At 43.4% G+C, this 14001-nt stretch carries 4 protein-coding genes, 2 tRNA genes and 3 rRNA genes; 5 read left to right on the top strand and 4 right to left on the bottom strand.

The genetic code is table 11. The features are described from left to right. Nucleotides 1-45: 45 nt before the first annotated feature. The 4 genes from I6J02_RS06600 to I6J02_RS06585 are packed head-to-tail and all read right to left on the bottom strand — an operon-like array spanning nucleotide 46 to nucleotide 8131. Nucleotides 46-2403: a GAF domain-containing protein gene (locus tag I6J02_RS06600; RefSeq protein WP_201680977.1), complete on the bottom strand. Its 2358-nt coding sequence runs from the start codon at nucleotides 2401-2403 to the stop codon at nucleotides 46-48. 16 nt (nucleotides 2404-2419) lie between these two features. Next, the gene (locus tag I6J02_RS06595; protein WP_201680976.1) at nucleotides 2420-6040 is read right to left on the bottom strand and encodes a BamA/TamA family outer membrane protein; all 3621 of its coding nucleotides are present in this window, start codon (nucleotides 6038-6040) and stop codon (nucleotides 2420-2422) included. Then, entirely contained in the window at nucleotides 6040-6933 is an 894-nt protein-coding gene (locus I6J02_RS06590; protein WP_236582330.1) for an SdiA-regulated domain-containing protein, read from the bottom strand. Before I6J02_RS06590 ends, I6J02_RS06595 begins: the two co-directional genes overlap by 1 nt. A gap of 22 nt (nucleotides 6934-6955) precedes the next feature. Continuing rightward, complete coding sequence (locus I6J02_RS06585; RefSeq protein ID WP_201680974.1) at nucleotides 6956-8131, bottom strand: Pycsar system effector family protein; 1176 nt, start codon at nucleotides 8129-8131, stop codon at nucleotides 6956-6958. 730 nt (nucleotides 8132-8861) lie between these two features. On the opposite strand from I6J02_RS06585, the gene I6J02_RS06580 reads away from it, so the two are divergent. The 5 genes from I6J02_RS06580 to rrf all read left to right on the top strand — a co-directional run bounded on the left by I6J02_RS06580 (nucleotide 8862) and on the right by rrf (nucleotide 13929). Further along, nucleotides 8862-10384 (top strand): 16S ribosomal RNA (locus I6J02_RS06580). 118 nt (nucleotides 10385-10502) lie between these two features. Beyond that, a tRNA-Ile gene (locus tag I6J02_RS06575) sits at nucleotides 10503-10579 on the top strand. 8 nt (nucleotides 10580-10587) lie between these two features. Further along, nucleotides 10588-10661 (top strand) — tRNA-Ala (locus I6J02_RS06570). A 165-nt stretch (nucleotides 10662-10826) separates the two neighbouring features. Beyond that, nucleotides 10827-13711, top strand: a 23S ribosomal RNA gene (locus tag I6J02_RS06565). 106 nt (nucleotides 13712-13817) lie between these two features. Then, a 5S ribosomal RNA gene (rrf, locus tag I6J02_RS06560) occupies nucleotides 13818-13929 on the top strand. The 16S, 23S and 5S rRNA genes sit together here with 2 tRNA genes alongside, the layout of an rRNA operon. Nucleotides 13930-14001: the final 72 nt, after the last annotated feature.

Raw genomic sequence — 14001 nt, 5'->3', positions numbered from 1 at the left:
AATTCAATTATAAATAAATTTGCGTAGCTATGTAAGGAAGAACGTTTATTTTTTAACAGGACTATCCAGATTTATACCTACTCGTATTGCTCTCAGACCTTCCACTCCCTGCACTTCCTCCAAATCTAATTCCTCAATACCTGGCAGCAGTAGATGGGTCGCCTGTAAAGATTGTATGCTTTCACGCAATTCTGAGGCCATTTCCTGAGAAAAATATACGATTGCAATTTTATCCGGTTGTGTAAGGCGCTCGAGCGAATGTCTGATCCGTATTTTATCTATTCGTTTTTTAATGATCTGGTACCTGATGTTATAAGATCCTTCTACATCAAATCTTCTCTCATCACTGCGGAAGCTGATGTCAATATTGGTAGGATTGACAAAAATCAGCTGTGTGGTCTGTAATGGTATTTTTAATTCAGGCTGCATATGATGCACTAAAATACCGATTCTAGCCATGGTGATAAGTTGCTGAAGACGAAATATCCGGATAATTCTGGAGTCAAATGGCTGTAATGGGGTAATGGATTCACCGACAAAGATATCGTACTCTATGCCATCCGTTCTGAACTTTTCAAAGTAAGAAGGATAGTTGCCCTGTACAAAGGCATTAAGAACATCGAGTTCCTGACTGATAACAGCATTAAGCTGTTGCAAGGAAATCTCAAATTCATTCTGAAAACAATCGTTGTGTATCTCGTTACAACTTATCTGATTTTCGTAAGATGTGATAAGTGCATTTGTTCCGGCATTATGATGCCTCACCTCCTCAAAAAACTGATTAAGGTCTTTTCTGAAAAACTCTACAATCTTAAGCAGTGCCTCATCAAAGGGTAGCGTAGAAAATAGCTTTCCGGATTGTTGCATTTTATCTATAAATGCACGGACTGCCGGCGAATCATCTATATCCTGAATCTTTAGAAGCAGTTCTTCCAGTTGCTGATGTTGCAGATTAAAATCGCGCTGTACGGCCTTACTTCTCAGAACAGAAGAATCTCTGACATCTATTGCACCATAGAGCGGATATACATCTCTGAAATAAATGTCTTGTATTTTTGAATTCGGGACATTTGCCGCAAGGTCTCCAAGGTATTTAGCTGCAACCTGATTAAATTTCCATTGTACTGCCGGTTGTAAAGCAGTAAACTGTTCTGTAATGACTTTGTCAAGCCTGTTTTTAAATTCCAGAGAGAGATCAAAAGACAACTGAGAAAGCAGTGTCGCTATATGACGAAGTCTTGGCAGGATGCTTTTATCCAGCATTTTTCCATTGGTAGAATAGATCTCCAATACACCAGAGAGCGTATTGTTATAATATAGCGGCAGTCCTAAATACGAAGTTATCCCTATCTGCTGAAGTGCATTGGTCAGCATAGACTCCGAATCGATCATACCATCCACGAGATTATAGACAATGGAAAAGGGAGAATGCAGATATTCGTAGATAAAATTAGGACTCTCCTCCCTGAAGATATTCTGTAGCTGCCCGAACAATACACTTTTATGTGTAAAGTCTGAATTGACCACAGGTGAGCCATTAAGATGGAAAAGAGGGAAAAGACTGAATTGTACTTCAGAAACACCAAGAAGTATTTTAATAAACTGATCAAGCTTTTGAAAATAATGATTTGTCTCGTAAAGAGACAAGTTGGTCATCATAGACTTGATATGCTGTGTAACGCGTTCTTCAGTGACATTCTGAAAAGTCAAAAGCGTGAATCCTGAAAACTCAAATTTAGTAATATCAAGCACCTTGCTGAGCTGAGACCAGTCCGTGTTTGCTGGATTTCGCTGTTCTTTTAACTGTGTGTAGTCTATGGGAGGCAGGTCGCCTTGCACCTGAATATCTACAAAAGTGTAATCTGTAATCAGATCATAATAGCTGTGTACAGTTCCGTCTTCACTCTTTAATGTGTACAGAATCTTATCTTTTTCGGTATTCGGAAATCCGTAGAATCGCTGTAAGACCAATGCATACAGATGGCGGATCTGGGGATCTATCTCCGGGACAATAAAAGCAGTTTCGGACATATCTTCCTCTTCCAGATTTTTGTCCAGGAAGGAGTAAAGTGCATCCGTGCCATAAGCGACCGTTTTGCTGACCGGAAGTCCGATTCCCCAAAGAGTATCCTGATTGTTAGCCATCAGGGATACGGTCAGGTTGTAAATCAGATGAAAAACCTCATCATATGCGGTCATATTATCCAACGCCAGCTTGCCGTTTTTGTGCTCAACTTCTCTGATTCTTTTTAAAGCAAATTCAGGAAGAATACGTTTGTGCGGATCAGAGTTTTGGACGATATTATCCAGATAATTGAAAAAAGGGTCGCAGGAGAGTTCTTCTTTAAGAACCGGCCAGTAGCCGGCTTCTTTCCTGTGTATATCTTTTAAATACGATTGCATAATCTCTCATTAATATTTAGAAACGGAAACCCATTGAAAAATAGGGATACCAGCCTTCTGTGGAGTGGGCCATGACAAACTGCAAAGCCAGCATCTTAGCCAAAATGTAATAAGCACCACCACCAATGCCCTGATGCATAGAAGAATCTGTAGTGTTTTCAGACCAGACCTTACCAATATCATAAAGACCCAGAACTCCAATTTCACCGGGAGCAATATAACTGTTAATATGATGTACGCGTATCCGTGCTTCAAGATTATTATAAAAATACTGGTCTCCGGCAAACCGGTATTGGCGATATCCTCTGAGATTACCCTGTCCTCCCAGGAACAGGGACTGATAAAAGGCAGGTTTCCCCACATTGGATCCCGCACCGGTTCTGTTGGCAAGTACAATAGCTTTCTGTAAAAAACTTTTGTATACCCCCATCTCAGCAGTCAGCTGTGCATAGGATCTGGAATATTTATTCAGACCTGTATATCCGGAGAGAGAGGTAGAAAAATACCCTCCTTCTGTTGGATTTAAGTGATTGTTGCGATTGTCCTTCATAAAATGCGCTGCAAGCCCTATAAAAGTCTTGTCTTTGGAGACGGTAAGACTGTCGTAAGAGTGAAGAGCGTTGGATGTCAGAATAAACCGGTCTTTGTTTTCTTCCGGATTCATATGATAAGCCTGAAAAGAAGGACCAATGCTGTAGGTAATAGTAGGGCTGGGATTCCAGAGTAAATGTGAATTTACATCAAAAAGATTAAAACGGGCTCTGTAATACCTGCTGCCATAGGTGTCTTCATGAAATTCAGAGTCATTACCCATCCCGAAAAAATTCTGACTATTGTCCGGAGCTTTGGCATTCGCTTCGACTACCAGATCTGCTTTGCCAAATACTTCTTTCCATTGACCACGATATTTGATACGGTAAGCTCCGGTGCGGATCGCCCCTCCTATTCCGAATTCCTGGGTGTTGGAAAACGGAGTTTTGCGAAAACCTCGCTGCTGTGTGTATTTAAATCCTGCTCCCAAAAATACTCCGTCATCAGCATTATATCCTGCAGTCAATAAAGGAAGCCAGGTGTTATATAAATTTACGGGAACAAAATCTACATTAGCAGAATCTTTACTGCTTTTCACATGCAGACGGTTAATATCACCGGAGAAATGTGAAGAAGCACTGTTATCATATAGTCTGATTGTTTTGTTGGAATGTTGTATCTCGTATGCTTTGCTATCATAGCTGCCTATAATCCGGAGTCCTATATCTGTGTCGGAAGTATTGACAAAAACGGAATCTGCACCTTTACCTAAATATATTCTTACTTCTTTGGTCATGTCCGGTGAGAATATTTTGTCCATTAGCAATTTAGTCTCCTCACCTTCTTTATTGATTTTGGTTATTTTAATGCTTAACGCTTTATCCGGAGCATCTTCAATCCGTACTTTTTCATTCTTATCACTCAGATGTACGTCAACGATATTATTTACAAAACGGTAGTATTTATCCATAGCTGCGGGCATGGCATCTCTGCGGGATTTCAGGTCATGCAATATCGCTTCCCCACGGATAGTGATAGAGGACTGGGGCAACTTGCTGACACTCTCTGTCAATACCTCATCTGTAAGTTGATCCGAAAATTTATGTGCTTCCTTCATCCATTCTTCATAAGACAATTGTGCCTGAGGATGCGCATTGAGAAAACGGGATTTGATCATTGAATATTGAATTCTGGGAATTTTGGGACCAAATCCCTGCATAGTGGGCATAATAAAAGGCTGATAGATGTTGGATGTAATAAATCCCTGAGTGACACGCAATGCCTGGTCACGATCCCGGGGAACGGAAACATAGTCGCGGTCTTTATCTTTTTTGCCTTTATTTACATCATACCACCTCCACTGATCTTCATGTCTGTCCCAGTCATTGATCAGGACATCCAGCATTCTTGCTCTTAGAAATGTTTTAGCCTTAAATTTATTGTCATTGTCATTTTGCAGCTTTTGCATCATTTTGATGCTGTTGTCAGAGTTGCCCAAAGGCTCCCGCTCTTCGAGCAAGGCCACTTCATTTGCAAATAAAAGATTATAAGCGCCCAAAGCGGTATCCGGAGCGACTACTCCGATAACAGGATTGGCTACGGGCACATCTATTGCTTTTGCCAGAGGAGGTATCATTAATGCGGAATAGGGATGTTGGGCACTGTTTGCATCATCCAGAACATTTTGTACAAAAGTGTGATGCAGTTCTTCCGGAATAAGAGATTCTGTCCGTTTGTTTACAGAGCGAAGAGCCCACTCTTTGCCCTGTGCATCTTCCAGACGCAGGGATATAGATTGCATTCCTCCGCCTCTTTTCGTAGGTTTTAACCCGCCATGTAGTTCCGACATGCGTAATACAGGTAGTTTGGTTTCGGCGGCCCATTCTTTTCGGTAGTTTTCACCCAGGAAGAAGCGTTGAAGGGTATTCGCCTCATCATATTTCGGATTGACCCGTACAGTGACACTATCCCGGCCGGCAGTCCTGTTGTGTAAAGAGTCTACTATAATATTTATATCCTTATAAGGCTTGGTATATGTGTATGATTCTTTTACCTCATCTTTATCATAGACATAATATGTCATTTTTATATTTCTGTCTTCGAGTTGATCCAGAATTACAAAGCCTTCTTTTTCTCCTTTGTACAAAAGGTGTTTTCCTTTGTGAATATGTGATGCACGTGATCCGGCTCCGCTGACAACCTGTGTAATGTTTTTATCCTGAATGAGTTGGAGCCCGTGATCATGTCCGGAAACATAAATAGTATTAGGAAACTGTTTGAATACAGAAGTCACTTCTGTAATAAGGTCTGTGTATTCAGGATGCGGCTTATCCTCCGGGCTTTGGAATACTGTGGAACGAAGGAGCGGATAGAGTGAGCCGACAACAGGTAGCGGAATGTAAAGATTTTTCCAGCCTTCTGTAAGAGGAAAGAGGTGTTGTTTTACTGAAAAATATCCGCCATGTGGTCCGTAAGTCCGCATGGGGTGATGAGAGGCAACTATAATGGTTTTATAACGGTTTTCATATAACAGTTCATCAAGCTGTTGCAGAAAAACAGTTTTAGAATCACATTCGCAATCGATGTCTGCTGTTGATTTCTTGTGTGGAAATAACCAATATTCACTGTCATAAGCGATAATAACCAGATCTTCAGAGACCGGAATCTCTACCGGTCCCGGACATCCGTTGGCAGGAAGGACTTTTAATAAGGAATCCTGTTGATCCGCTATAAAGTTCCACTGCGCCCTTATTTTTGCAAGTCCTTCTTTACCCATATTATCCCAATCGTGATTTCCGGGAATAAAGTAAACAGGACTGCCGGCCTGTCTTAGGGGTGAAAATTGGGAGGATAAAATTTCCTTGGTTACTTTTTCTTTTGGATTTCCGGGTAAAGCCATACCAGTAGGATATATATTATCTCCCAGATAGAGGGTTGTCGTTTTGCCCGGAATAATAAGTTCTGCTGCTTTAGTAATCAAAGCAGTTTGCTGCGGATTGATTTCTCCCGCATCCCCGATCAGAATCAAACGGCTGCGGATCTGTCCGTTTTGAGCAAAGGCCGGACCGGCCAGCAGAAGAAACAAAAAAAGCGATTGAAATTTCATTATTTAAGCAGTTCAAATTTATATAATATCGCTTTATCTTTATTGCCGGCCTCATTGCTGATATACAGGTTGTCATCGGCATCAAAAGCAATCCCTTCCGGCTGTGCATGCTGTTTGCGGCTTAAGGGAGAAACAGACTTTACATTCCATTTGTCATCTGTGATGACCAACACTTTATCTACTGATGAAAGAATATACCATTCATTTGTTGACACACGTTTTGTCAGAGCAGAAGGTTTGAAGGTGTTAGAGAAACTATGGTCAACTTGTTTTAACTGCTCAATATTCAACGTGAATCCTCCGTTCGCTTCCAAATCTCCGCGTTCATTTATTTTGAAGATATAACCGGAAGTCTGCGCTTTCTTTTTGTCTGCGGAACAGGATTTGCACAGCGCAAACACCAACCCACGGGCAGGGTCAGTGGCCAGACCTTCATATTCTCCCTTTGGTAATAGGTCCTTGAAGGTTTTGACCTGCTGTATATTGTTTTTCTCAGTAATGGGAAAAGTATATAACGTACCATTACTCTTTAGAATAATAAAATGACTGTTGCTGACCGCTAAATCTTCATAATCACCATCTTTTTCGAAAGGGACAGAAGAGAGCTGTTTGTTTATAAGATTATAAGAGTACAATAAACCCTTTTCATCCTGAATGGCATAAATCCATTCTTTATTATCAGGTAAGAAAGTAATTCCCGAAATTTCCTGCAATTCTTCTGGCAATTCCGTTAGCGCTCCCTGATCAAGTTGGTAAGGAAGAGTTGTAGCGGCCGTTGATGGGGCAGATGCTGTATCTTTTGTTTTCGTATTGTTGGCTTTCTGAGAGCAGGCCTGAAAAGCATATGAACTTAAAGATAGAGCCAGGGATAATATGAAGACGGAGCGATTCATAGGCGTCATTTTAAAAGAATGATTATATACTTACGGAAATCAAAAAGGATATAGAAGAAAGAATCAAACCAAGCATAAATATAGCATATGCAATACGCAGTAGTTTGTATTTTCTTCCTAAAACAACTCCCTGTGCATACACATCCTTTGTCAGCATCCCATACAGGAACTCGCTGTCATCCATCACCCTGTTCATTCCTTCCTTATATTCCTCCAGTTTCATTTTATAAAAATTGCCGAAAAACAAGAGGTTTACTGTTTTTTTATTAATCTCTTCCTGTGTGAATACTCCCGGTGGCACCTTCGGAATAGTGGACAATATCGCGACTACCATTGTGGATACACTGAAAGATAATAGCATAATAGTAGGAATAACCAGATGCTCGTTGCTATCCAGCTTTCTCAACAGTACCGCTATGACCATAGAGAGAATAATCGAATTAACCGTTAATAGAATATTCGCTTTATTATCGGCCATATCACTTAAACGCTGATTGTTGGATGAGGTAATCCGAAACATAGTTTCTATCCCGCGCTCGGGTTTCTTTTGCCGTTCCTCATTCTTTTTAGAGTAAGTATCCTCCATCAGCTCCTTCCCCTCCTTGTTCTCTTTATCCATTAAGGTTTTCAGATTTTTCTCTTTTTTCTTATTCAGTTTTTCTTTTGCATAATCTGTATGATAGTGATGCTGCTGCATAAGTGCGATTGTTTGCTTTCTCCATTCCTCTTTACCGATCTTCTTCCCTCCCACTGTTTCTGCTTCTTTACGCATAAGTTTATTGCGGGTCTCGAAATTCTCCCCTCCTAAATGAAACAGATCTGCATCACATAATATCTGCTCTAATAAATTAGTGGGTTGCTGCGGCATCCGGGTAGCCATAATGCAACCTACTACCTGATCCTGAATATGCTTATCTATACCTTGTTCTTCAAGAAATGTCCGGGCGAGTTGCGCTCCCCTTCCTTCATGTTGCTTGGCTCCGCCATGGAAATAGCCCAGGTCATGGAAATAAGCAGCGCATAAGACAATAAACAGATCTTCTTTATTAAGCGCATAGTGATGGGCGATCTCAGTAGTCGCATTGACCACTTCTGAAGTATGTGAATCATTATGAAAGCATAGCTCGGCAATTTTATGTTGCTTTATAAAGTCTGAAACATAGGCTTGCACTTTTTGGAGGATCAGGTCGTATTCCATTTTAATAACCGTTAAGTATTATAACAAATATATCTACATCTGTAGAAAGTCGTAGCAAAACCTGTTTGTTTTTAATAGAAATATATATTTTTTGATTCCTGACTGACTTTTACAAGCCGTTTTATAATGACTTTTGAAATTATCTTGTATATTATCAGATAGTTAAGTTTTAATGAATAAAAAGCTTTGAAAAAGGTTTGGAAGTAATGAGTATAAAGTTCTACCTTTGCACCACTCCGCAAGGGAGGGACGGTTGTTTCGCAAGGGACGACACTTGAAAAAAGGAGGTTTAGAATAACGGGAGGGCATATTTTTTATAAAAAAGATTTGTGTATACCGAAAAAGATTTCTACCTTTGCCATCCCTTACGGGAGCTAAGCTGAGCGGTTTCGGATAGAGATCGGGAGGTGAAAAAAAAGGAAAGAAAGAACCAGAAAATATTTTCACAAATATTTTGGAAGTTTAAAAAAGATTTCTACCTTTGCAGTCCCTTCAGAAACGAAGGAAAAAACAAGATCAAAAGGGGCGCAATGCCTTATTGAAATAGAAGCTGAAACGAGAGTGGAAGCGCGAAGTTCTTTAAAGAAATAATCATGTAGCGTAACGAGTAGTTGATTAGTCAGCGAAAGTTAACAAACAATCAACCAAGTCAATTCAGGTTAGAAATTAACAAAAGACAATTCTAATTATTTTTATTGATAAATAGTTAGGTGTCGAACAATTCATTATTACAATGGAGAGTTTGATCCTGGCTCAGGATGAACGCTAGCGGCAGGCCTAATACATGCAAGTCGAACGAGATTATCCAGCTTGCTGGATATGAAAGTGGCGCACGGGTGCGTAACGCGTGAGCAACCTACCTCTGTCAGGGGGATAGCCCGGCGAAAGTCGGATTAACACCGCATGACATTATAGATGTGGCATCACATTATAATCAAATATTTATAGGACAGAGATGGGCTCGCGTGACATTAGCTAGTTGGAGAGGTAACGGCTCACCAAGGCAACGATGTCTAGGGGCTCTGAGAGGAGAATCCCCCACACTGGTACTGAGACACGGACCAGACTCCTACGGGAGGCAGCAGTAAGGAATATTGGTCAATGGAGGGAACTCTGAACCAGCCATGCCGCGTGCAGGATGACTGCCCTATGGGTTGTAAACTGCTTTTATCGGGGAATAAACCTACGTTTGTAAACGTAGCTGAATGTACCCGAAGAATAAGGATCGGCTAACTCCGTGCCAGCAGCCGCGGTAATACGGAGGATCCAAGCGTTATCCGGATTTATTGGGTTTAAAGGGTGCGTAGGCGGTTCTTTAAGTCAGAGGTGAAAGACGGCAGCTTAACTGTCGCAGTGCCTTTGATACTGAAGAACTTGAATGCGGTTGAGGAATGCGGAATGAGACAAGTAGCGGTGAAATGCATAGATATGTCTCAGAACCCCGATTGCGAAGGCAGCATTCCAAGCCGTTATTGACGCTGATGCACGAAAGCGTGGGGATCGAACAGGATTAGATACCCTGGTAGTCCACGCCCTAAACGATGATAACTCGATGTTGGCGATAGACAGTCAGCGTCCCAGCGAAAGCGTTAAGTTATCCACCTGGGGAGTACGCCCGCAAGGGTGAAACTCAAAGGAATTGACGGGGGCCCGCACAAGCGGAGGAGCATGTGGTTTAATTCGATGATACGCGAGGAACCTTACCCGGGCTTGAAAGTTAGTGAATGATCCAGAGACGGATCAGTCCTTCGGGACACGAAACTAGGTGCTGCATGGCTGTCGTCAGCTCGTGCCGTGAGGTGTTGGGTTAAGTCCCGCAACGAGCGCAACCCCTATGTTTAGTTGCCAGCACATAATGGTGGGGACTCTAAACAGACTGCCTGCGCAAGCAGAGAGGAAGGTGGGGACGACGTCAAGTCATCATGGCCCTTACGTCCGGGGCTACACACGTGCTACAATGGTCGGTACAGCGGGCAGCTACACAGTAATGTGATGCCAATCTCTGAAAGCCGATCACAGTTCGGATTGAGGTCTGCAACTCGACCTCATGAAGTTGGATTCGCTAGTAATCGCGTATCAGCAATGACGCGGTGAATACGTTCCCGGGCCTTGTACACACCGCCCGTCAAGCCATGAAAGTTGGGGGTGCCTAAAGCATGTAACCGCAAGGAGCGTGTTAGGGCAAAACCGATAATTGGGGCTAAGTCGTAACAAGGTAGCCGTACCGGAAGGTGCGGCTGGAATACCTCCTTTCTAGAGTACTTGAATTGGTGCTCGTTACGTATACACATGATTAAAGAAAGACATTAAGAAGAAAGTACCCATCCCAAGAAAAAGGAATGGAGTTACCGAGAGAGATTAAGAAAAAGCTAGTCCCGTAGCTCAGTTGGTTAGAGCACTACACTGATAATGTAGGGGTCAGCAGTTCAAATCTGCTCGGGACTACCACACAAGCCGGGGAATTAGCTCAGCTGGCTAGAGCATCTGCCTTGCACGCAGAGGGTCAACGGTTCGACTCCGTTATTCTCCACTAAAGAAATGTGTTATCGAGTGATAGCATGGTAAGTTTCTTAACGAGTTCTTTGACATATTGAAAGAAAAAAATTACAAGAGAAGACAACAGTAGAGACGTTTTCCATTAATTTGGAGAACACAATACAAGCATCACCATAGTAGCAAAAGGGCTATGCGTGAGAAGAAAGTAAATAAGGGCACACGGGGGATGCCTAGGCTCTCAGAGGCGAAGAAGGACGTGATAAGCTGCGATAAGCATCGGGGATTGGCAAATGCGACTTGATCCGATGATTTCCGAATGGGGCAACCTAACATACTGAAGGTATGTTGTATAATACGCGAACGCGCTGAACTGAAACATCTAAGTAGGCGTAGGAGAAGAAAATAATAATGATTTCCCAAGTAGTGGCGAGCGAACGGGAAAGAGCCCAAACCATAATTGTTACGGCATTTATGGGGTTGTAGGACCACGACGTTGTATTGACCGTATGAAGTAGAAGCAGATGGGAAGCTGCACGATAAGGGTGATAGTCCCGTATACGTAAAGAGGGTCAGCATAGTGGTATCCTGAGTACCGCGGGGTCGGAGACGCCCTGTGGGAATCCGGCGGCACCATCCGCCAAGGCTAAATACTCCTGAGAGACCGATAGTGAACCAGTACCGTGAGGGAAAGGTGAAAAGAACCCCGAACAGGGGAGTGAAAAGAACCTGAAACCGTGTGCTTACAAGCGGTTGGAGCAGAGTGATTCTGTGACAGCGTGCCTTTTGCATAATGAGCCTACGAGTTACTCTTGTCTGGCAAGGTTAAGTGGTTCAGCCACGTATCCGAAGCGAAAGCGAGTCTTAATAGGGCGCATAGTCAGATGAGGTAGACGCGAAACCTTGTGATCTACCCTTGGGCAGGTTGAAGTTGCAGTAACATGTAATGGAGGACCGAACCGATAAACGTTGAAAAGTTTCCGGATGACCTGAGGGTAGGGGTGAAAGGCTAATCAAACTGGGAAATAGCTCGTACTCCCCGAAATGTTTTTAGGAACAGCGTGAGAGTTTAGTTTGATAGAGGTAGAGCTACCGATTGGGTGCGGGGGAGTCAAATCCTACCAAATCCAGACGAACTCCGAATGCTATCAAATATATCTTGCAGTGAGGCTTTGGGTGCTAAGGTCCAAGGCCGAGAGGGAAAGAACCCAGACCATCAGCTAAGGTCCCCAAATATACACTAAGTTGAACTAACGAGGTCCGGTTGCCCAGACAGCTAGGATGTTGGCTTGGAAGCAGCCATTCATTTAAAGAGTGCGTAACAGCTCACTAGTCGAGCGGCCGGGCGTGGATAATAAACGGGCATCAAGTGTATTACCGAAGCTATGGATTATATACAAGAGTATATACTGGTAGGGGAGCATTCTATAGGGGGCGAATCGTCATGGTAATGTGGCGTGGACTTTATAGAAAAGCAAATGTAGGCATAAGTAACGATAAGGCAGGTGGGAAACCTGCCCACCGAAAGACTAAGGTTTCCTGATCAACGCTAATCGGATCAGGGTTAGTCGGGGCCTAAGGTACACCCGAAGGGGGACAACCGATGGACAACTGGTTAATATTCCAGTACTTTTTATAACTGCGATGTGGTGACGGAGTAGTGACACTGCCGCGAACTGACGGAATAGTTCGTTAAAAGGCGTAGGTATTAGAGATGTAGGCAAATCCGCATTTTTAGCTGAAACCCAATAGTACAGCAAAGCTTCGGTGGCGCTGATAGAGCAGGTAAGCAGACTTCCAAGAAAACCCGCTAAGCTTCAGGTTATAAAAACCCGTACCGTAAACCGACACAGGTAGTCGAGGAGAGAATCCTAAGGTGCTCGAGTGAATCATGGCTAAGGAACTCGGCAAAATGGCCCTGTAACTTCGGGAGAAGGGGCGCTTCCTCACGAGAGTGAGAAGCCGCAGTGAAAAGGCCCAGGCGACTGTTTAACAAAAACATATGGCTTTGCAAAATCGAAAGATGAGGTATAAGGCCTGACACCTGCCCGGTGCTGGAAGGTTAAGAGGGGATGTCATCGCAAGAGAAGCATTGAATCGAAGCCCCAGTAAACGGCGGCCGTAACTATAACGGTCCTAAGGTAGCGAAATTCCTTGTCGGGTAAGTTCCGACCTGCACGAATGGTGTAACGATCTGGGCGCTGTCTCAGCCATGAGCTCGGTGAAATTGTGGTATCGGTGAAGACGCCGGTTACCCGCAACGGGACGGAAAGACCCCATGCACCTTCACTATAGCTTAACATTGGAATTGGGTACAGGATGTGTAGGATAGGCGGGAGATGTTGAAGCGGCTTCGCCAGGAGTCGTGGAATCAACCTTGAAATACCGCCCTTTCTGTATTCGGTTTCTAACTCGATCAAGTCGAGGACATTGTTTGGTGGGTAGTTTGACTGGGGTGGTCGCCTCCAAAAAGGTAACGGAGGCTTTCAAAGGTAAGCTCAGTACGCTTGGTAACCGTACGTGGAGTGCAATGGCATAAGCTTGCTTGACTGTGAGACCGACAAGTCGAACAGGGTCGAAAGACGGACATAGTGATCCGGTGGTTCTGTATGGAAGGGCCATCGCTCAAAGGATAAAAGGTACGCTGGGGATAACAGGCTGATCTCCCCCAAGAGCTCATATCGACGGGGAGGTTTGGCACCTCGATGTCGGCTCGTCACATCCTGGGGCTGGAGAAGGTCCCAAGGGTTGGGCTGTTCGCCCATTAAAGTGGCACGCGAGCTGGGTTCAGAACGTCGCGAGACAGTTCGGTCCCTATCTGTTGTGGGCGTTGGAAGTTTGAGTGGATCTGATCTTAGTACGAGAGGACCGGATTGGACAGACCGCTGGTGAACCTGTTATGCCGCCAGGTGTACGGCAGGGTAGCTACGTCTGGAATAGATAAGCGCTGAAAGCATCTAAGTGCGAAACTAGCCACGAGATGAGACTTCCTTATAGGGTCGTAGAAGATGACTACGTTGATAGGTTGTAGGTGTAAAGGTAGAAATACCATAGCCGAGCAATACTAATAGCCCGAAGCTTTCTCAAGCAGATAACACTGTTGTCTTCCTCTTTAATTATTTCTTTCAATATAATGTCATTGATGTTATTGTGGCTAATGAGAGTTAGTTATTATATAATATCAAAAAAGTATTCAGGTGCCTATATCGGCGGTGTCTACCTCTTCCCATTCCGAACAGAGCAGTCAAGCCCGCCAGAGCCGATGGTATTGCCGTAACAGGTGGGAGAGTAGGTCGGTGCCTTTTTTTATACGAAAGCCCTTTCTGGAAACAGATAAGGGCTTTTTTGTTTTCATAGGGTAGAACCAAACCAAATAG

This window comes from Sphingobacterium spiritivorum, assembly GCF_016725325.1.
Taxonomy (GTDB): domain Bacteria; phylum Bacteroidota; class Bacteroidia; order Sphingobacteriales; family Sphingobacteriaceae; genus Sphingobacterium.
Note: the sequence above shows the minus strand (reverse complement) of the source record. Positions and strands in the feature narration are given on the sequence as shown.

Coding starts and splice junctions, on each gene's coding strand:
- I6J02_RS06595 (WP_201680976.1), bottom strand. CDS start 6,040: ATGAAATTTCAATCGCTTTTTTTGTTTCTTCTGCTGGCCGGTCCGGCC.
- I6J02_RS06585 (WP_201680974.1), bottom strand. CDS start 8,131: ATGGAATACGACCTGATCCTCCAAAAAGTGCAAGCCTATGTTTCAGAC.
- I6J02_RS06590 (WP_236582330.1), bottom strand. CDS start 6,933: ATGAATCGCTCCGTCTTCATATTATCCCTGGCTCTATCTTTAAGTTCA.
- I6J02_RS06600 (WP_201680977.1), bottom strand. CDS start 2,403: ATGCAATCGTATTTAAAAGATATACACAGGAAAGAAGCCGGCTACTGG.